The organism is Marinomonas sp. (genome assembly GCF_965225885.1).
GTDB lineage: Bacteria > Pseudomonadota > Gammaproteobacteria > Pseudomonadales > Marinomonadaceae > Marinomonas.
The window spans coordinates 1,080,989-1,100,457 of sequence record NZ_OZ245329.1 but is presented as its reverse complement, the minus strand read 5'-3'; the positions used below and the strand labels follow the sequence as shown (position 1 = coordinate 1,100,457).

The window sequence follows — 19,469 nt, the reverse complement described above, 5'->3', positions numbered from 1 at the left end:
AAACGATATGTTAGATACACTTGCTTCCGGGTTCGTTATTGGCGCGGCTTATGCTTCCCTCGGTTTGTGTATCACCCTTCTTTCTCGAATGGGTGGTGTCGTAAACTTTGCACAAACCGCCATAGGTCTATTTGGCAGCTACACTTTTTTGGTGCTAAGCGACTCAAGTACACCTCTTTGGTTAGCGGCAATGATCGGTGTGATAATAAGCGGCTTAGTCGGCGCCTTTTCGGGGCTCATTATGGCTCGTTGGTTTAACAATAGTGACATTGGCACTCGTTCTTCCGTCGCTATTGCTCTGATGATTGGCTTCTTGTCCATAGGAACTCGTTTGTTTGGTGACAGCCCTAGACAAGCACCAGCACTGTTTGAACAGCTCAGCCTCACATTGGGAAACGTTAATTTAGATGGTGGCTTAGTCGCGTCCTTGCTGTTGTCCGTTTTGTTGGCTGCGAGCCTAGATCGATTTATCAATAAAACTCATATTGGTATTCGATTACAGGCCTTTGCCGCTAAACCAACCACCGCAGAATTAATTGGCATCCCTTCAAAAAAACTAACGATTCTCATCTGGAGCATTGCAGGCGGAATGTCTGCATTAGCCATGCTCATTATTATTACCTCATCCGCTCGTAATGCGAATTATGCTTCATTGAGTTTGCTGATTATTCCTGCGTTGTGCGCGGCATTGATTGGGGCTTTCCATAATTTCTACTGGACGCTTATCGGTGGTTTAGCATTTGGCATGCTAGAAGCGCTAATTCTATCTAATGCTTTAGTCGCTGCTTATGCGCAAACCATCTACTTACCAGTGATTTTAATCATTCTTCTTTGGACAAAACGTAAGGATAAATGGGATGGTCAACGTGCTTAAAAAATACGCTTTAGGTGGCGATTGTGCTTTGCTATTACTCGCTATAGCAAGTTTCTGGCTGTCGCCCTATTACGCTTTTCTATTTACCTCAGTATTGCTGACAGCCATTACCTGTTTGAGCATCGGTATCACTACAGAACGAGCTGGCATCATTTCCTTATGTCAAGTTGGCTTAAGTGGTGTTGGGGCTTGGGTCGCTATGTGGCTGGGATTTCATTTCCCTGATACACCTGTGCTACTCATTATGCTCATCAGTGGCGCAAGTGCCGCCATTCTTGGTCTAGTATTAATAGTACCCACACTTCGAGTAAGAGGCATTAACCTTGCGATTATTACCTTATCGTTTGCGTTAGCCATTTATATCGTCCTCACTAGAGTTGAGCTTCCTGGCATGATGGAAGGTTACAGCTTTGACCGCCCAGATTGGGTATACGATGAAAAACCTTACCTGCTCTTTGTGATTGCCATCACCTTCGTCATTAGCCGAGCTTTGGTCTGGATTGAGCAACAACCAGCAGGGGCATCATGGTTTGCTGTGCGTTATAGCGAACGCGCAGCAGCCTCTTTGGGCATTAATGTATCTATCAGTAAAGTGATGGCGTTTGTCTTAGGTGCTTTTATTGCCGGTATTTCAGGCTCACTCTTGCTAATGCAACTTGGCAACATTACCGCGCAAAATTTTGAGCCTTATGCCTCTCTCATCATTTTTGCGCCGGCTATCCTAGCAAAATCACGCTTTCTTTCCGGTGCCTTGTTTGCTGGTGCCTTAACTTGGTTTACACCTCAAGTCCTAAGCCTTATTGGCTTAGGTGAATGGAAAGACATTGCCGATTTAATGTTTGCTTGCGGTGCTATTTTTGCCCTTAGCCAAAATGCTAAAAACAAAGTACCTCCTGCGAAAAAGAACACTCCGGTGATTAAAAAGCAAAAAATCGAAGCCATTTCCAGAATTCCCACATCCTTTCATTATTCAACCATGACATTGAAAAACGTCAGCTTGTCCTATGGCGCGGTTAAAGCATTGAACAATGTCAGCTTCTCATTAGCACCGGGGAAAGTGACAGGATTAGTCGGACCAAACGGGGCTGGTAAATCGTCATTGGTTGACGTCATTAGCGGTTTTTGTCCTGCCATGAGCGGCGAAATAATACTCGAACAAGACAAACTAGACACTCAACCAGCCTTCAAACGCGCCAATATGGGGTTACGTCGTACCTTTCAACAAGGACGCGCTGTGCCCGAATTGACCATCAAGCAATATATTCACCTTGCATCAGGCAGTCACTTCCAAGAGCGGCATTTACCAACGCTGCTCAACCAACTCGCCTGCCCTCATGAGGACACCTTGATTGCGCACATTGATGTTGGCACACGTCGATTAGTGGAAATTGCTGGCGCGCTCATGTCTAAGCCCAAGGTTTTGTTATTAGACGAACCCGCGGCTGGGATGAGTTCTGTGGAGTCTGAACACCTTGGCCATTTAATTCGTCAAATTCCAGAGCTATTTGGTTGTACTGTCCTCTTGATAGAACACGATATGAGCTTAATACGTAACGTCTGCAGTGACTTAATAGTCTTAGAGTTTGGCGAAGTGCTGGCCGCAGGTCCAGTAGAAGAAACCTTAAACAACCCATCGGTTGTCGAAGCCTATCTAGGAGCCGCCTAATGAAAGGGATTCAATTGCAAAATCTACATATTCAACGAAGTGGTGCATTGATCGTACGTGATCTTACCCTCGATATTCCATCTGGTGAAATCACGGTTCTATTGGGACCGAACGGCGCAGGAAAGAGCACATTACTCGACGCGATTAGTCATGTCATTCCGACCCAAAGTGGCGCAATGATTCTCAATGGCGAGTCCATTAATCAACTCGGCAGACTAGAACGAGTAAACGCGGGCCTTAGCTATGTAGAACAAGGTCGCCAAATATTCTCTCACTTAAGTGTCGAACAAAATATTCGCGCCGCTTGTGACAGTAAAGAACTTGCCGATAAAGGTATAACTCGAACGATAGAGCTATTCCCAGAGCTTCAGAAGCGCCTTAATACCGCTGCGGGCATGTTATCTGGTGGCGAACAGCAAATGATTGTATTGGCTCGCTCCATTATTAAATCCCCCCAAGTCATGCTGATTGATGAGCTTTCACTTGGCCTCGCCCCCATTGTGGTGAGCCGCTTCCTACCCATTCTAAAAGAGCTAAAACAAAGCGGTATGGCCATTTTACTAGTGGAACAGTTCGCCAATGCAGCGCTGGAAGTTGGTGACCGTGCCGCCGTGCTAGTACATGGCGAATGTGTCTTGAACGAATCCTGCGATTCGCTCAGAGGTGATCATTCTAGACTTCATAACGCCTATATGGGCATTCATTGATCAAACTAAAACCAAGGCCTCAGACAGTAAAGGCTCTATTTTCGACACAGTAAAAGGTGAAAAATGAATAAAGTATATGACTACATTGTTGTAGGTGGAGGATCGGCGGGTTGTGTTGTCGCCGCTCAATTAGTTCATGCGAATGCAGGCAAAGTATTATTGCTCGAAGCTGGAGACAAAAACGACGGCATGCTTTTTGTTATGCCAGCGGGCGCGTTGAAAATCTTTCAAAAAGCCTCTTGGCCTTACAACACACTGCCTATTAAAAATGCTAATAATAGAGAAATGCTCATTGCACAAGGCAAAGGACTAGGCGGTGGCAGCGCAGTAAACGGCATGATCTATATGCGTGGTCAAAAAGAAGATTATGACGAATGGGCAACACAATGGGGTTGTGATCAATGGTCTTACGAGAAGGTTTTGCCGTTTTATAAGAAAGCCGAAAACAACGAAACCCTAGCAGACGATTATCATGGAAACGACGGTTTATTTCGCATCAGCGATAACCGCTACCGTCACCCTCTTACTATGGCGTTTGTTCGTGCAGGACAGCAAATCGGTTTGCCGTATATCAATGACTTTAATGGGGCGACTCAAGAAGGTGTCGGCATTTACCAACTTGCTACTTTTAATGGCACTCGAGGCAGCACCTCTCGCACTTATTTAGCGTCGGTCAAAAATAATCCCAATATCGATATTGTTACTCAAGCTACCGTTCATAATGTCATCGTTGAAGACGGTCAAGCTAAAGGCGTTATTGTTAGTATTGCTGGAGCAGAACCTGTTGAAGTACGCAGTTGCAAAGACGTTATCTTAAGTTCTGGCACGTTTGGCAATCCTAAGATATTGATGCTGTCAGGCATTGGACCAAAAGACCATCTTGAGTCATTGAATATCCCAGTCAAGGCAGATCTACCTGTCGGTAAAAACTTTCATGATCATCTGCACTTATCCATTAATGCCTCTATAAAAGCCAAAAATAGCTTATTTGAAGAAGATAACGGCTTAAAAGCTCTCAAACATGGTTTGGAATGGCTAATATTAAAAAAAGGTTTATTGACTTCTAACGTTCTAGAAGGTGCTGGTGTTGTCGACACTTGCGGTCAAGGCCGACCCGATATCCAAATGCACTTCCTTCCTGTATTGGATAATTTTGATAACACCCCAGGCGAAAAAGCCGAGGCTGGACAGCATGGCATCACAATAAAAGTCGGTTATTTACAACCTAAGTCCCGTGGCGAAGTCAGACTCAGAAGCCGTGATCCAAAAGATATGATTGAGATCGATACTAACTTCTTAGATCACAGAGAAGATATAGACGCGCATATTCGAGCTGTGAAACTGGGTCTAAAAATGTTTGAAACACCTGCATTAAAACCTCTAATAAAAAAAATTATCGTGCCAGAAAATATTGATCCGGAAGACGCCCAAGCCATAGAAGACTTCGTCCGCAGCGACATCAAAACGGTTTACCACCCAGGTGGTACCTGCTGTATGGGCAATGATCCAAAGACCAGCGTTACTGATCAAGAACTCAAAGTTCATGGCATTAAAAACTTACGTGTTATTGATTTATCAATCTGTCCTCAAATACCCAGCGGCAATACGAATGCGGTAGCCGTGATGATTGGAGAGAAAGGTACGCAAGCTATTTTAAATAACATGGCGTCATCGTTCTGAAGAAATAAAGATCATCTACTCGCAATCTTATATTGATTCTCACAAGGCTCGATGAACTCTATTTTTTCCTCTTCTTAGCTTAGCTCGTGACCTCATAGAAAGATTTAATCAAGAGAAAAACGTATTACGAGACAATAAAAAAGAGAAAAATACAATTTATTAATAAATAAAAACTTTAAAAAATAAGTTATTTATCGTATTGTGAGATTAGAGAGCAATTTGTGCCTCATTAAAATAACAACTCCCCCTTTATGAGGTGATGCTATGTCAGAGAACACTAAGATCGATTTTATTTACCTTTCAGAGCAAGACATGATCAAAGCTGGCGTAATGGATATGCCCAGTTGTGTCGACACTATGGAAGAAATGTTTGCCCTTTTATACAAAGGCGACTATCGCATGGCGGGGTCTAATAGCGACTCTCACGGCGCATTGATTACCTTCCCTGAAAAGTCTCCTTTTCCAACCATGCCTAAACCCACAGCCGATCGTCGCTTAATGGCGATGCCTGCTTACCTTGGTGGCAACTTTCAGACGTCTGGCGTGAAATGGTACGGTTCAAATATTGCTAACCGCGAAAAAGGACTACCGCGCTCTATCCTCACACTAATTCTTAATGATATTGATACGGGTGCTCCGCTGGCCTTTATGTCAGCCAATCTGTTATCAGCTTATCGTACCGGTGCTATTCCAGGTGTGGGTGCACGTCACCTTGCTCGTAAAGACTCTAAAGTCATTGGCCTGTTAGGCCCTGGTGTAATGGGTAAAACAACCGTGGCGGCTTTTATAGCGGCTTGCCCAAATATCGATACCATCAAGATAAAAGGCCGTGGCCAGAACAGCCTAAACGACTTCACAGCTTGGATTAAAGTGGCTTTTCCACAAATCACGAATATTCAAATCGTCGACAGCGTTGAAGACGTAGTCCGTGATTCTGACCTTGTCACTTACTGTAATTCTGGTGCTGTCGGCGACCCAACGACTTATCCAATCGTCAAACACGAATGGGTAAAGCCGGGGGCTTTCTTGGCAATGCCTGCAAGCTGCAGTCTAGATGAAGGCATGGAACAAAAAGAGGTTCGTAAAGTATTAGACAACACAGGACTTTACGAAGCTTGGTACGAAGAAGTGCCAAAACCAGCACACAACAACATTCCTTTGGTTGGTGTTCGCTGCATGGACATGATTAATGAAGGCAAACTAACAATAGACGACCTTGAAGATCTTGGACAAATTGTCGCGGGTGACGCTCCTGGACGTAAAAATGATGAAGAAATCATCATTATGTCAGTTGGCGGTATGCCCGTAGAAGACGTGGCTTGGGCAACCGTGGTTTATCGCAATGCTATAGAAAAAGGCATTGGCGTGAAACTAAACCTTTGGGACACACCCGTTTTACGATAAGCGTAAAAAATATTATTACCCTCTTATTCTATTTTTCGGAAGACTAAAATGACAAAGATTACAAAACTAAAAACCGGTTCAAAACTTGAAGAACTCAGCAGCTACTCTCGCCTAGTATGCATAGACAATTGGATCTTCGTTTCCAATACAGCTGGACGAAATCCTGAAACAAAAGAAATTCCAGAAGATGTACTTGAGCAAACACATCAAGTATTCAGCAACGTGGAAGCCGCACTAAAGAATGTTGGTTCAAGCCTTGCCGATGTAGTGATGTCTCGTGTTTTCATCCAAGACCCAGCCGATACACAAGCCGTGATGACCTTGATCGGTGAAAAATTCCGTGGTGTCGATCCAGCAACGACCGTTACTTGCCCACCATTAGGATCAACCATTTATAAAATGGAGCTGGAAGTGACCGCTTACCGCGGTGCAGCCAACGCTGACATTGAAACCATTACTGTTGCTCCATAGAACCAAACTAGAAGGCAGAACGTTACGGTTCTCTGCCTTCTGAATACTCTTCAGGAAACGAATTATGACTAAAACACTTGATGCTATTCATACACAGGATGAACTACCAGAATCCACCACGGTGGTTATCATCGGCGGCGGCATTATTGGCGTAACAGCGGCATTAACGCTGGCAGAGCGAAACATTCCCGTTGTATTAATCGAGAAAGGTCATATCGCTGGAGAGCAATCTTCTCGAAATTTAGGCTGGATTCGAAAAACCAGTCGCCATTTGCACGATGTGCCACTGGCACTCGCTGCAGATAGACTTTGGAAAGAAATGCCAGATCGTATTGGTCAATCGGTCGGCTATAAAGAATCCGGTATTATGTTCTTAGCCAAAACCGAAGAACAAGTTGCCATGCATGAAGCTTGGTTGAAATCCGTAGAGTCTCTTTCTCTAGATTCAAAAATGCTAAGTTTGAAAGAAATCAATCAGCATGTTCCCGGCGGCAAAGGCGATTGGCAAGGCGGAATCTACACACCTTCCGATGGTCGCGCTGAACCTTCCATTGCCACCACAGCAATGGCAAGAGCGGCCATTGAAAAAGGCGCGATTATGGTTCAAAACTGCGCGGTTCGTACTCTTTCCACCACAGGTGGCAAAGTTAGCGGCGTTGTCACAGAAAAGGGCGAGATCCGTTGTGAGCAAGTATTACTCGCTAGCGGTGCATGGTCTCGACGTTTCCTAGGTAATCATGGCGTGTCTTTACCAACTCTGCCTTTGGTGTGTTCTGTCTTGAGAACCAAACCAATGGAAGGCCCAACAGACATCTCTGTCGGTGGTCCTGACTTTTCATTCAGAAAACACAAAGACGGCGGTTTCATCATCACTCAACGTGGCGCACTGGATGCTCACATAACCTTAGATCATTTATTGATCGGTTGGCGTTATCTTAGCCAACTTCGCACACAACGCAGTTTTTTACGTACTTCATTTGGTAGCGAGTTTTTCACAGATCTAAAACTAGCACGACGCTGGAAAGCCAGTAGTCGTTCGCCTTTTGAACAGATTAGAACCTTAGACCCAACGGTCAACCCAGGTCTAAATAATGAAGCCCTAGCCAATTTAAGAAAAGCATGGCCTGTTTTTGAACAAGCCGACATAGAAGAATCATGGGCTGGTGTCATTGATATCACACCAGATTCCAACCCTGTAATTGATAGAATCAGCGCTATTCCCGGCTTAACGATTGCCACCGGTTTTTCCGGTCATGGCTTTGGAACAGGGCCAGCAGCAGGACAATTAGCAGCGGACATAGTCACCAATGCTGATCCAATTATTAACCCTGCTTCTTACCAGTTCGAGCGACTTTAAGATCACCCTGAATCGATAATCAAAGTCTCCGCTCATGCCAGTGTTACTTCGAGTATATTGGCATTTTTTTTGTACTCTTCTAAAACCAAAAGCCCCACATTAAATAATGCGGGGCTTTTGGTTTTCTAGATATGACCTGTAAGCTGATTATGACTTAACAAGGTTCATGCTTTGCAAAGCAAGACGTTCTGGCTCCATCATGTAACGATAAGACAAGGCTGCTACGATGCCACCAATAAAGATGGCATAGTTTGCCAAGGCGCTAAACACGAAGGTCGCCAAGATAGAAATACACCCCGCAATAACCAATGCATAGACACTTTTCTTATTCACTCCGTTCTCATACCAGTAGCGACCTTGTGGGGATTCTGTGTACAACGCTGCCACATCGATTTGGCCTTTTTTGATAAAGAAGTAATCGACAATAATAATGCCGTACAAAGGCCCAATCATCGCGCCCAATACATCCACTGTGTAGTGAATCACTTCTGGGTTATTGAACAAGTTCCAAGGCGTTAGCAAAACAGAGCCAAACGCGGCGATAAAACCACCCGCTTTAAAACTGATTTTTTGTGGTGATACGTTGGAAAAATCAAACGCTGGAGCAACAAAGTTCGCCACGATATTGATACCTACTGTGGCGAAGATAAATGTTAGCGCGCCAAGTACAGTAATAAAGCCAGAATCCAGTTGCTTCACGGTTTCCACTGGATCGGTGATCATCTGACCAAATACAGGAATCGAAGCGGAAACAATCACCACACTGAACAAAGAAAACAGCACAAAGTTAACTGGCAAGCCCAATAGGTTACCCAATTTCAATTTTTTGTAGCTACCGCAGTAACGAGAGAAGTCACTGAAGTTCAAGGTTGGCCCAGCAAAATACCCAGCAACCAAGGCAATCGCGATGAACATCTGAACAATCACATCCATGCCAGTCAGATTATTTGAACTCAAGTTAAAGCTAATATTATCCCAACCAGCACGGTCCACCATATAAATACACAAAGCAAACATAGCCACATAAATAGCAGGACCAGACCAATCAATCACTTTACGAATCATGTCCATACCGAACATAAAGACAATACCCTGTACTATCCACATGGCAGAAAAACCAATCCAACCTAAGTAAGAAAGCCCGATGAAAGATTTATCCGCAAGAGACGCCATTTCAGGGAAGAAATACAACAACAGAATAATAAATGAACTAGACGCCAAAAAGGTTTGAATACCGTACCAAACGACCGCGATCAAACCACGAATGATGGCCGGAATATTGGCACCGAACACACCAAAAGACATTCGAGCTACCACAGGAAACGGCACGCCCGCTTTTTGTCCCGGTTTACCCATCAAGCTGGCAAACACCAACACAATGGAAATGCCCAATAACAAACTGATAAATACTTGAATCCCATTTAGACCCAGTGCGAACAAGCTGGCAGCAAACACATATCCACCCACACTATGAACGTCTGACATCCAAAAAGCGAAGATGCTGTACCAACCCCACTTTTGATCTTTCTCTGGTAAAAGATCAGCATTTGCTAATCTAGGACTTTGTTCAAATTCTTGTTTCATGGCCACATTCCTTTTTATATTGTATACAATGCTAAATACAATTTATGTGCCAATAATAGAATTCAATACATATAAGCAATAACAGCAATGGGAAGCGTGAAAAACCTATAAAAATGCACTAAATAAAGTCAAAAATGATTAATAAACACCATCATTGTGCACAATAAATTGATTCTTTGTTTAAGATGTACGAAACAAACTGACATGCTATATTGTCTTATCAAGTAAATTTATTAAGATATCGTATACAATTTATAGAGAAGCACTCATGTCGAATGACGAGAACATTTACCGACAGATACTAAAAGCCATTGTCGAACACCAATTACCACCTGGGGCGCGTTTACCAGAAGACCGTCTATCAGAAGCTTTTGGTGTGAGCAGAACCGGCATCCGCAAAGTATTGCAGCGACTCGCCTTAGAACATTTTGTAGTGATCGAAAAAAACAAAGGCGCACAGGTCAATCGTCCAAGCAAAACTGAGGCCTTAGAAGTTCTAGACAGCCGCATATTAATTGAGCCGCAACTCATTCCAGCCTTACTTGGTTATTGGAATACAGAACATTCTGAACGTTTTCGCACCATGGCGAAGGAAGAAAAATACGCAGAAGACAGCAACCAACTGGCAGACTCTATTCAGCTAACCGCTCGCTTTCATTATGAATTGGCCACATTATCAGGCAACAAAGTGCTCGCCAGCTTTGTCGAACAACTTTGTTATCGATCTTCGTTAATACTGGCAGCTTACGGTACTCACGGCAGTGTGGGTTGCGACTGCGGAGAACACTCGGAGCTACTGGACCTTCTTGATCAAGGGAACGCAGACAAAGCACAAAACTGGATGAGCCACCACCTTAAACATATAAAATCCTCACTCATTCTCGAAAGCAAACCTGAAGAGAACATAGATTTCCAACAACTGTTCTCTCGTTAAACTTTTTGGTGCCTTAAAAGGACATTATGAAAATCCAACCAATCAACCCAAACACCAGCGCCGACATGACTCACGCTATGGCGCTAAGCGCGCAATCTATTGCGCTAGACAGCACGCAAATTATCGCCTGCACACCAGAACATGGACCCAAAAGCATCGAATGCGCTTTTGACGAAGTTATTGCCAGCGCAGCACTGCTCGACTTAATAGAACAAGGCAAACAACAGGGTGTCGACGCCCACATCATTGCTTGCTTTGGTGATCCAGCCTTAGACGCCGCCCGTGAATTAGCTGACGCCCCCGTGATTGGCATTGCTGAAGCAGGTTTTCACATGGCCAGCCTGATTGCCCATCGTTTTGGGGTTGTGACCACGCTATCTCGCACTTTACCAGCGAGTGAGCATTTACTACAAAAGTATGGCCATAAGCATCATTGTAGCGGTGTGAGAGCCTCTGACATTCCTGTTTTGGCATTAGAAAATATCGACCCAGCGGCTTACTTACTACTAAAAACGGAATGCCTTGCGGCCATAGAGCAAGACGGTGCAGAAGCGATAGTATTAGGATGCGCAGGCATGTCGAATCTGGTCAAAAGATTATCATTAGAACTGCCAGTTCCCATCATTGACGGCGTTGTCGCCGCGGTAAAACTGGCAGAATCATTGCATCAGTTAGGGCTACAAACCTCTAAAAAAGGTCAATACGGACAGCGTGTTAGCAAAGCCTTTACTGGGCGCTATGCCCACTGGAGTTTATAACCGCTGCGAAACGACATAAAAAAATAATGGAACACAGACCATGAAACACTATTTAGAACGCGATTACGCGGGTTATGGCCGCCAAGGGTTACCAAACGTAAAATGGCCCAACAATGCACGAGTTGCTGTCCAGTTTGTTTTAAACTTTGAAGAAGGCGGTGAAAACTGCGTATTGCATGGTGATGAACACGCCGAGACTTTTTTGTCCGAAATATTCGGTGCGCAGCCTTTCAAAGACCGTCACATGAGCATGGAATCCCTTTACGAATACGGCTCCCGCACTGGCGTCTGGCGCATTCTCAACGAATTCGAAAAACGCGGCTTACCGCTGACTATTTTTGCCATCGCCACCGCGTTACAACGTAACCCAGAAGTGGCCAAAGCCTTTGTGGAAGGCAAACACGAGATTGTCTGTCATGGTTTAAAATGGATTCACTACCAAGACATGCCCATTGAGCAAGAACGCGAGCACATGCAACAAGCTCTTGCCTTGATCGAAGAAGTCACTGGCGTTAAACCTGCTGGCTGGTACACAGGGCGAGACTCGCCTAATACTCGCGCCTTAGTCGCAGAACAAGCCCAGCTCAAATACGACTCAGACAATTATGGCGATGACCTACCTTATTGGGTGAAAATGGATACACCCAATGGTGGCAGCAAACCGCATCTGATCGTGCCTTACACCCTCGACTGCAACGACATGAAATTCTCCTCACCCTATGGCTTTAACCACGGCGAAGAGTTCTTCCAATATCTAAAAGACAACTTTGATTGTTTGTACGAAGAAGGCGCCACCGCACCGAAAATGATGTCCATTGGCATGCATTGCCGAACACTCGGCAAACCCAGCCGCTTCATGGCACTGAAGAAATTCCTAGACTACGTACAATCCCATGACAACGTCTGGATTGCTCGCCGTGGAGACATCGCTGATCACTGGATAGAAAATCATCCTCCGCAAGAGTAGTTTTTTTATTTATGAGGATAAACAAAGTGTTATCCTCATAAATCTTTTCTATCGGAAGATCATTGCAACCCACTTATTGACAATGACTATCAAACACATTAACATTTGCATAAATTTACCTTAATTGGACTTATGAGATGTTATCCAAAAAAACTTACACGGCAATTATTCTATTACCTTTCGCCCTTAGCGCCTCACAGATCACCCTTGCAGACACGCAGTCCATAAACCTTGATGAGCTAGTTATCCAAACCAGCCGCAGCAAAACCAAAAAAGAAGACAGTCCTCAGGTCATTACTGTCATCAATCGACAACAAATTGAAGAACAACTTTCTATCAGTTCCGACAGCTCTCAGGCACTTTCTAACCTACTTCCCGCTTATTCACCTAATACGCAAAAGCTGAACAACAGTAGCCAAACATTTCGTGGACGCTCCGTTTTATACTTGATTGATGGTGTGCCACAGTCCAACCCTATTCGAGAAGGTAGCCGCTCTGCTCATACTATTGACCTTGCTATGGTGGAACGCATTGAAGTCATTCATGGTGCCACCGCAGTTCATGGATTAGGGGCAACAGGCGGCATCATCAACTTCATCACCAAATCAACACGCTCCAACGAACTAAAGCAACATGTCGATGTGCAACTAACAACGCCTACGGATGAAATAAGCAATGACACTCTTTCGTATAAAATTGGCTATCAAGCTGAGGGATCACATGACGATTTCGATTACCTCGTTGGTTTAACCAATGAAATACAAGGCGTGTACCTTGATGCAGATGGTAACTATGTTGGAGCAGCAACGGTTCGTGGCGACATCATGGACTCAAAAAGCTATTTGATTACCATCGAACCTCCGCTAACTTTAGCAACCGTTCAGGCATTGGTGCTGTTCTGATGCTTGAGGAAATAAGTTGCTCAAGCATGTTTTCAAGATTAAAACGTCTATTGAACTTAAAACAAAACTCGCCCAGATAACGCGGTAAATGCTTAAGGTTGATCGCATGATAAGTACCGTGCATCGCATTTTTTACATTGCTAATCATTGTGTTTACCCATTGAAAATAAGGTAACTCAACACTTTCAAATCCACCTCCTGTCACGATGGTTTGATGATACACATCGGCGCTTTCTACCCCCTTAAAACAGGCCAAACCGTCTGAAATAACAAGCGATTGAGGAGTAAGGTGCTCTTTAGCCCAACAGGTTAATTCTTCTGTTTTAAACCCGGTAACAACACTAAAACGCATAGCAATAGGGTGCCCTTCTTCATTCATCGAGACGGCGGCAACAAAAGGACGCTTTCCTTTTGCTCCACGCCCTCGTATTCCTCGTCTAACTCCGCCCCAGTAAACATCATCAAGCTGAATACAACCCTTTAGAGGCGTTTCATCATCCCGCTCTTTCATGGCTTGCATCAATTTATGCTTCATACGCCAAGCGGCGTTGTAAGAAATACCAAGCTGGCGAGACAACTCTAATGCAGAAATACCATTTTTCTCTTGAGTCATAAGATAAATGGCTAAAAACCAGACTTTAAGAGGCAATTTTGAGGAGGAAAATAACGTGCCAGATGTTAGTGAACCTTGATGATGGCAGCGATTGCATTGATAGAGTTGCCTTGCTGTTAACTCACAATATTGATCACACCCACAATATTCACAGCGGTAACCAGCAGGCCATCGCATATCGAACAGTCGTTTACGGCACTGCTCTTCAGTACCAAATTTCGACATAAAAGCATGAATTGAAAGACCTTTTTGAAACTGAACCTTATTCTTTGCCATGATGATTATCTCCGTTCTGTTCTGGCTTTAAGCATAGTCTATAAGAGCGGAATTTGAGTGGTAATCAGAAAAAGCTATGACACTTTTGTCAAATTGGGCTACTGGTTGGGCGACGACCAAAGGCTGGAATTCGAAGCCAACAAATATAGAATGAAAGGACGCATGAACTTCACTGGTGTGGACGGAGACAGAGATCAAGGAATAGCAACAGGATCAACCAAAGGCACACCGCCGAATGGTGTTGCACCTTACAACGATGTGCAAACCACCAACCTTTCTTATACCGACAGCAACCTGGATGGTATGGAGTTTAAAGCTCAAGTCTTCCATCAAGATTTTGAAGGTCGCTATGGCGCATCAAATTCCGACAGTTTTCAGGATGTTAGTATTGCCCCCGTCGGCACGCTTTATGACCAAAGCCAAAACCAATCTGAGAAAATTGGCGCTAAGTTCAGTTTGACCAAAGATGACCTGTTAGATAACGACCTGAGCATCACCGCTGGCCTAGACTTGTTACAAGACAAAACCAGCCAGATATTAGTCTTAACCAATCGCACTTATGTTCCTGAAACGGAATACACCAATTACGCTTCGTTCGTACAACTTGAATACCGACCAACTGACCGCTTAGTTCTACAAGCAGGTGCGCGTAATGAACATGCTAAGCTGGATGTTAATACTTATAGAACTGTTGCAACGGATGAAGACACTTCTGTTTCTGTTGATGGTGGTACTCCAAGCTTTAGCGATACGGTTTACAATGCTGGCGCTGTATTCAAGCTAACACCTGCCGTAAGTGTGTTTGCCAACTATTCACAAGGCTTCGGTATGCCGGATGTGGGGCGCATACTAAGAGGCGTATCAAAGGCGAACCAAGATGTTGATTCACTCATTGATCTGTCTCCAATTCTGACGGATAACTATGAAGTAGGCTTTCGCATCAATCGCAATGCATACGACTTCGAGTTGAGTGCTTATCAGTCCAATTCCGATTTGGGCAGCCGCATAGAGAACAAGAATGGACTCTATGTTGTAAAACGTGAGAAGAAAGAAATTCACGGTGCAGAAGCTTCTTTAGGATTCCAGCTGAACCAAGAACATAAGTTACAAGCCAGCTACTCATATATCCAAGGCAAATCTGATACAGACAAAGACGGAAAAGTAGATACCAAGCTAACGGGAGCCGACATTCCACCTAACCGTTTGGTCGGATCATGGAATGCAAATTGGAATGAAAAACTGTCTTCTTTATTACAAGTAAGCCATGCTTTCAGCCGTAGTTTTGATAGTGACAAATTTGACTTCGATGGCTACACCCTAGTAGATGCATCTGTTGGCTATAAACTTCCTGTTGGTAAGATGAGTGTCGCAGTTGCTAACCTATTGAACGAAGACTACTTCACTTACTATTCCCAAGCCGCTTATGCAAACGACAGTTTCTACTTCAAAGGCCGAGGTCGTACGGTGACGCTGGCTTATGGTTTGGATTTTTAATTTCCTTGCCGAACCTAACTCTTCTCTTATTTTTTAAGAGAAGAGTTAGCTTTCTTTAAAGGTAGAGGACAGGAGCCGCAATACACTGGTGGCTCTGTGGCTTGGTAGTAAAAACAACAGGTACGTCGAAGTCGAATAGGATTTTCAGATAACGCGGTTAACTGTTTTTCTCGATAAAATAGCGTCAAAGGATTTTCTTCTAATCCAAATAATTGTGTCGAGGTTTTATCAAGCAAATACACGTAATCCGCTTCTGCAACGACTCTTTTTTCTTCTGCGATACTGGGCAAAATACGTTGTTCATAAATGCTAAACACTCGCACGGCAACATTTTCCCAAAGGACACGTCGAGACACTTTTGTTAGGCGGTAAAATTGCTCAACCAATAAGGTTAAATGCCCCGAAAATACTTTGCTCAAGATCTCATCTCGCCAAGCGTTGCGATCTTCTTGGTCAGAGCCTTTCCAAACAGACACCTCTGTTGTTTTTAATGGCATCTTAGATAGCCACATTTTATTTTCTAACGGGTATTCGAAAACACTGTTTTCTATCGAAGCATCGAGACCTTTGTCAAAACCTGACATCGCATATAAAACAGGCGCAAGAGTGAGAAACGCTATACGTTTCATCACTAATGAAGCCGTTACTTTAAGATTCGGCGAACCAAGTTCTGGCATAATTTTTTGTAGTGTTTCTAAACACAAAGCATCATCCAATAGCTTGCTAGAATCGATGGCAAGTGGCTCGTCTTGTTGATAGGACTTAAGCCCAAATGCCGCCAACACCTCCCACTCTTCAGCAAGAAGCTCATGCTTGTTATCTCGCTCAAACATGCTCAGCTGCCTGAGAGTCGAGCTTGCGCCCTTTTCCATAAGGAATACACATTGGCGTACCAAACAGGGGATCGGCACTGATATGGCATTCCATATCAAACACCGCTTTCACCATGTCATGATCTAAAATCATTTCCGGTGCGCCTTGGCAAAAAACTGTACCGTTTTTAATCGCGATCATATTATGAGCATAACGAGCAGCAAGATTCAGGTCATGCAACACCATCAAAATAGTCGTTTTCTGCGTCACATTTAACTCAAACAGCAGATCAAGAATCTCTATCTGATGAGTTAAATCCAAATAGGTTGTTGGTTCATCCAATAACAAAATATCGGTGTTCTGTGCCAGCGCCATGGCAATCCAAGCACGCTGTCTCTGGCCACCAGATAAAGCATCAATGGAACGATCAGAAAACTCGGTCATATTGGTGTCTTGCATGGCTTTACGCACTAATCGTTCATCGTCTTCAGTCCAGCTTTGTAGCCAGTTTTGATGCGGATAACGACCTTGACGAACCAGCTGTTCAACCGTTAAACCTTCTGGCGCAACAGGACCTTGAGGCAGAATAGCCAGCTTGCGAGCCACGTCTTTTCCAGATAAGGAATGAATATCAGCGCCATTAAGGAGAATCTGACCAGTCGAAGGTTTCAACAATCGGGCAAACGACTTCAGTAAGGTAGATTTACCACAACCATTGCCGCCCACCAGCACTGTAATTTGGTTAGGTTTAATAGCCAAATCCAACGATTTAATAATGGTTTTTTTCTCATAACCTAAAGACAGCGCCACACTTTCTAATGGACTACTTTCTCCTAAGTGACTGTTTCCTAAATGACGGCTTAATAAATTACTGTCTACTAAAGAATGTTCGGACAAACTCATCGTAAAAAAATCCCAATATGACTAACCGACTTAGAAACGCTGTCGATAGAGTAAATAAATAAAAAATGGTGCACCAATAGCAGACACAAACACACCAGCGGGAATATCCAAAGGCTGAAACAACAAGCGTCCACAAAGATCTGCCAGCATCACCAAGCAAGCACCAACCAATGCAGAGGTTGGTAACAAAAGCGCAAAGCTACGAGCAACAAGACGTCTGGCAATGTGTGGCGCGATCAAGCCAACAAACCCAACTGCACCGGCATAAGCAATCGCCGGCGCAGCCATAATCACACTCAAAAACAACAGTGACAAACGCAAACGCTGAACGGATATCCCCAATCCCGTTGCCAACTGATCGCCTAATTCTTGGGTATTCACTCGGCGCGCCAAATAAAACGCCAAGGGCCACGAAATCAACAACCACGGCAGCAAGGCTTTCACCTCAACCCAGCTAGCGCCATACACGCTGCCCGTTAGCCAGATATACGCGGTAATGCTGGTAGAAAGCGGACTGGCTGCAATGACAAAGGTTGTCACCGCCCCCATCGCCGAAGAAATACCGATGCCGACCAATACCAATCTCATCGGCGTCACGCCACTATTCCAAGCGAGCGCGTAAATTAACAAAGCCGCCAGCAAAGCGCCCGCAATGGCAAAAACAGGTAACCAAACCATGCCGATTGCCGCTGCAAAAAATGACAGAAAACACACTGCCGCTGCAGAAGCTCCGCCAGTAATGCCAATAATATCTGGTGACGCCAACGGGTTGCGTATCATTGATTGCAGCACTAGCCCAGACGATGCCAGCGAAGCCCCCACCATGGTCGCCATCAATACTCGAGGCATACGCAAAGTTTCCACGACAAACTGCGCAGCCTGATCGCTATTGCCCAGCAATGCCTGAAACACTTTAGGCAAGGCAATAAACTCCTCCCCTAAACACAAGGAAAGCAAAATAATCGATAGAAAAAAAACGAGGAGAACAAGCATCGACCACAAAGAACGAACTGGAGTCGAAAAAGAAAACAAACGGTGACGAACGCTGAAAAACTTACTCACGTTTGCCCCCTTTGCGAGCCAAATAAATAAAAAATGGCGCACCTAAAATAGCTGTTGTTACACCAATGGGCACTTCTTCTGGCATGATCACAAAGCGACTGATCACGTCCGCACACAACAACAAAATTGCGCCCCACAAAGCACTTAACGGAATCAGCCATTTATGATCATAACCCACCACTGAACGCACCATATGCGGCACCATCAAACCGATAAAACCAATGCTACCACCAAGTGCGACCGAGCCGCCCGCCAAACCAATAATCAGCAAGCTCAGCGACACCTTGATCAAAACCGTGTTCTGCCCCAATCCCTTCGCAATGTCATCACCGGACAACAAAATATTGATCTGCGGCGCTGCCAACATGGCCAACACGATGCCAATAACAAAAGCGGGCACTAATGGCATCACCATAGACAAATCACGACCGGATACGGAACCTGCAACCCAAAACAAAACACTGTCCAGTCCCTCTTGGCCAATCACTAATATGCCTTGGGTAAAGGCCATAAACAGCGCTGAAATCGCCGCCCCAGACAACACAATACGCACTGGCGATAAACCGTCTTTTCCTAGACTGCCGAGCCCGTAAACTAACGCGCCTGCGATACTCGCACCCAAAAAAGCCAGCCATAAAAAAGTATTCAGAGAAGTAACCGAAAAGAAAGTCGAGAACAAAACAATGGCAAATACAGCGCCCGCATTAACACCAAAAATAGACGGCGAAGCCAACGGATTACGCGTTAAGGCTTGCATTAAAACGCCAGCCACCGCCAGCGCCATACCAACCAGACAAGCGACAACAGCGCGGGATAAACGCGTGGTGCGGATAATAACGTGATCAATTGATTGAGGATCAAACGCCCAAAACGCCGTCCACACGGATTTAGCTGAAATGACATATTGCCCATAGGCAATGCTTCCCAACAAAGAAAGCATCAGGCATAAAACAGACAGAGCAAGAAGGCTCCATTTGAAAGTGCGACGGCTGTATAAGCGCATA

18 protein-coding genes are annotated in these 19,469 nt (G+C 44.5%); 12 read left to right on the top strand and 6 right to left on the bottom strand.

The window, feature by feature from the left end; genetic code table 11:
• Positions 1 to 7: 7 nt before the first annotated feature.
• The 7 genes from ACO05V_RS05020 (at position 8) to ACO05V_RS04990 (ending at position 8,159) form a co-directional block, all read left to right on the top strand.
• The gene (locus tag ACO05V_RS05020) at positions 8 to 874 is read left to right on the top strand and encodes a branched-chain amino acid ABC transporter permease (RefSeq protein ID WP_421848131.1); all 867 of its coding nucleotides are present in this window, start codon (positions 8 to 10) and stop codon (positions 872 to 874) included.
• On the top strand, positions 858 to 2,540 hold the full coding sequence (locus tag ACO05V_RS05015) for an ATP-binding cassette domain-containing protein (protein WP_421848129.1): 1,683 nt from the start codon (positions 858 to 860) through the stop codon (positions 2,538 to 2,540). Before ACO05V_RS05020 ends, ACO05V_RS05015 begins: the two co-directional genes overlap by 17 nt.
• Positions 2,540 to 3,247: an ABC transporter ATP-binding protein gene (locus tag ACO05V_RS05010; RefSeq protein WP_421848127.1), complete on the top strand. Its 708-nt coding sequence runs from the start codon at positions 2,540 to 2,542 to the stop codon at positions 3,245 to 3,247. The genes ACO05V_RS05015 and ACO05V_RS05010 overlap by 1 nt, the downstream gene beginning before the upstream one ends.
• Positions 3,248 to 3,310: 63 nt before the next feature.
• A complete protein-coding gene (locus ACO05V_RS05005) occupies positions 3,311 to 4,927 on the top strand; it encodes a GMC family oxidoreductase (protein WP_421848125.1) in 1,617 nt (538 codons plus the stop codon).
• Positions 4,928 to 5,191: 264 nt separating this feature from the next.
• On the top strand, positions 5,192 to 6,331 hold the full coding sequence (locus ACO05V_RS05000; RefSeq protein ID WP_421848123.1) for a tyramine oxidase subunit B: 1,140 nt from the start codon (positions 5,192 to 5,194) through the stop codon (positions 6,329 to 6,331).
• 48 nt (positions 6,332 to 6,379) lie between these two features.
• On the top strand, positions 6,380 to 6,802 hold the full coding sequence (locus tag ACO05V_RS04995) for a Rid family hydrolase (RefSeq protein ID WP_421848121.1): 423 nt from the start codon (positions 6,380 to 6,382) through the stop codon (positions 6,800 to 6,802).
• Positions 6,803 to 6,866: 64 nt separating this feature from the next.
• A complete protein-coding gene (locus tag ACO05V_RS04990; RefSeq protein WP_421848119.1) occupies positions 6,867 to 8,159 on the top strand; it encodes an NAD(P)/FAD-dependent oxidoreductase in 1,293 nt (430 codons plus the stop codon).
• A gap of 147 nt (positions 8,160 to 8,306) precedes the next feature.
• On the opposite strand, the gene ACO05V_RS04985 is transcribed toward ACO05V_RS04990, so the two are convergent.
• The gene (locus ACO05V_RS04985; protein WP_421848117.1) at positions 8,307 to 9,743 is read right to left on the bottom strand and encodes an NCS1 family nucleobase:cation symporter-1; all 1,437 of its coding nucleotides are present in this window, start codon (positions 9,741 to 9,743) and stop codon (positions 8,307 to 8,309) included.
• Between the two features lie 268 nt (positions 9,744 to 10,011).
• Here ACO05V_RS04985 and ACO05V_RS04980 point away from each other — a divergent pair, with 268 nt between their 5' ends.
• From ACO05V_RS04980 to ACO05V_RS04965, 4 genes are all read left to right on the top strand, one after another.
• Positions 10,012 to 10,677: a GntR family transcriptional regulator gene (locus ACO05V_RS04980; RefSeq protein WP_421848115.1), complete on the top strand. Its 666-nt coding sequence runs from the start codon at positions 10,012 to 10,014 to the stop codon at positions 10,675 to 10,677.
• A 26-nt stretch (positions 10,678 to 10,703) separates the two neighbouring features.
• On the top strand, positions 10,704 to 11,435 hold the full coding sequence (locus tag ACO05V_RS04975) for an aspartate/glutamate racemase family protein (protein WP_421848113.1): 732 nt from the start codon (positions 10,704 to 10,706) through the stop codon (positions 11,433 to 11,435).
• A 40-nt stretch (positions 11,436 to 11,475) separates the two neighbouring features.
• Positions 11,476 to 12,402: an allantoinase PuuE gene (puuE, locus tag ACO05V_RS04970; protein ID WP_421848111.1), complete on the top strand. Its 927-nt coding sequence runs from the start codon at positions 11,476 to 11,478 to the stop codon at positions 12,400 to 12,402.
• A gap of 137 nt (positions 12,403 to 12,539) precedes the next feature.
• On the top strand, positions 12,540 to 13,304 hold the full coding sequence (locus ACO05V_RS04965) for a TonB-dependent receptor plug domain-containing protein (RefSeq protein ID WP_421848109.1): 765 nt from the start codon (positions 12,540 to 12,542) through the stop codon (positions 13,302 to 13,304).
• Here ACO05V_RS04965 and ACO05V_RS04960 read toward each other — a convergent pair.
• The gene (locus ACO05V_RS04960) at positions 13,249 to 14,193 is read right to left on the bottom strand and encodes an IS1595 family transposase (protein ID WP_421848107.1); all 945 of its coding nucleotides are present in this window, start codon (positions 14,191 to 14,193) and stop codon (positions 13,249 to 13,251) included. The two genes, ACO05V_RS04965 and ACO05V_RS04960, sit on opposite strands and share 56 nt — an antisense overlap.
• A 57-nt stretch (positions 14,194 to 14,250) precedes the next feature.
• Between ACO05V_RS04960 and ACO05V_RS04955 the strand changes: the two genes are divergently transcribed.
• A complete protein-coding gene (locus ACO05V_RS04955) occupies positions 14,251 to 15,687 on the top strand; it encodes a TonB-dependent receptor (RefSeq protein ID WP_421848105.1) in 1,437 nt (478 codons plus the stop codon).
• A 26-nt stretch (positions 15,688 to 15,713) separates the two neighbouring features.
• On the opposite strand, the gene ACO05V_RS04950 is transcribed toward ACO05V_RS04955, so the two are convergent.
• From ACO05V_RS04950 to ACO05V_RS04935, 4 genes are read right to left on the bottom strand one after another with little or no spacing between them, the layout of a single operon-like run.
• Positions 15,714 to 16,520 carry an IucA/IucC family C-terminal-domain containing protein gene (locus ACO05V_RS04950; RefSeq protein WP_421848103.1) on the bottom strand — a complete coding sequence of 269 codons (807 nt, stop codon included), beginning with the start codon at positions 16,518 to 16,520 and terminating at the stop codon, positions 15,714 to 15,716.
• Positions 16,513 to 17,403, bottom strand: coding sequence for an ABC transporter ATP-binding protein (locus tag ACO05V_RS04945; RefSeq protein WP_421848101.1), 891 nt, complete (start codon positions 17,401 to 17,403; stop codon positions 16,513 to 16,515). Before ACO05V_RS04945 ends, ACO05V_RS04950 begins: the two co-directional genes overlap by 8 nt.
• A 30-nt stretch (positions 17,404 to 17,433) precedes the next feature.
• Positions 17,434 to 18,465, bottom strand: a complete 1,032-nt coding sequence (locus ACO05V_RS04940) for a FecCD family ABC transporter permease (protein ID WP_421848099.1) — start codon at positions 18,463 to 18,465, stop codon at positions 17,434 to 17,436.
• Complete coding sequence (locus tag ACO05V_RS04935) at positions 18,458 to 19,468, bottom strand: FecCD family ABC transporter permease (protein ID WP_421848097.1); 1,011 nt, start codon at positions 19,466 to 19,468, stop codon at positions 18,458 to 18,460. Before ACO05V_RS04935 ends, ACO05V_RS04940 begins: the two co-directional genes overlap by 8 nt.
• Position 19,469 lies beyond the last annotated feature (1 nt).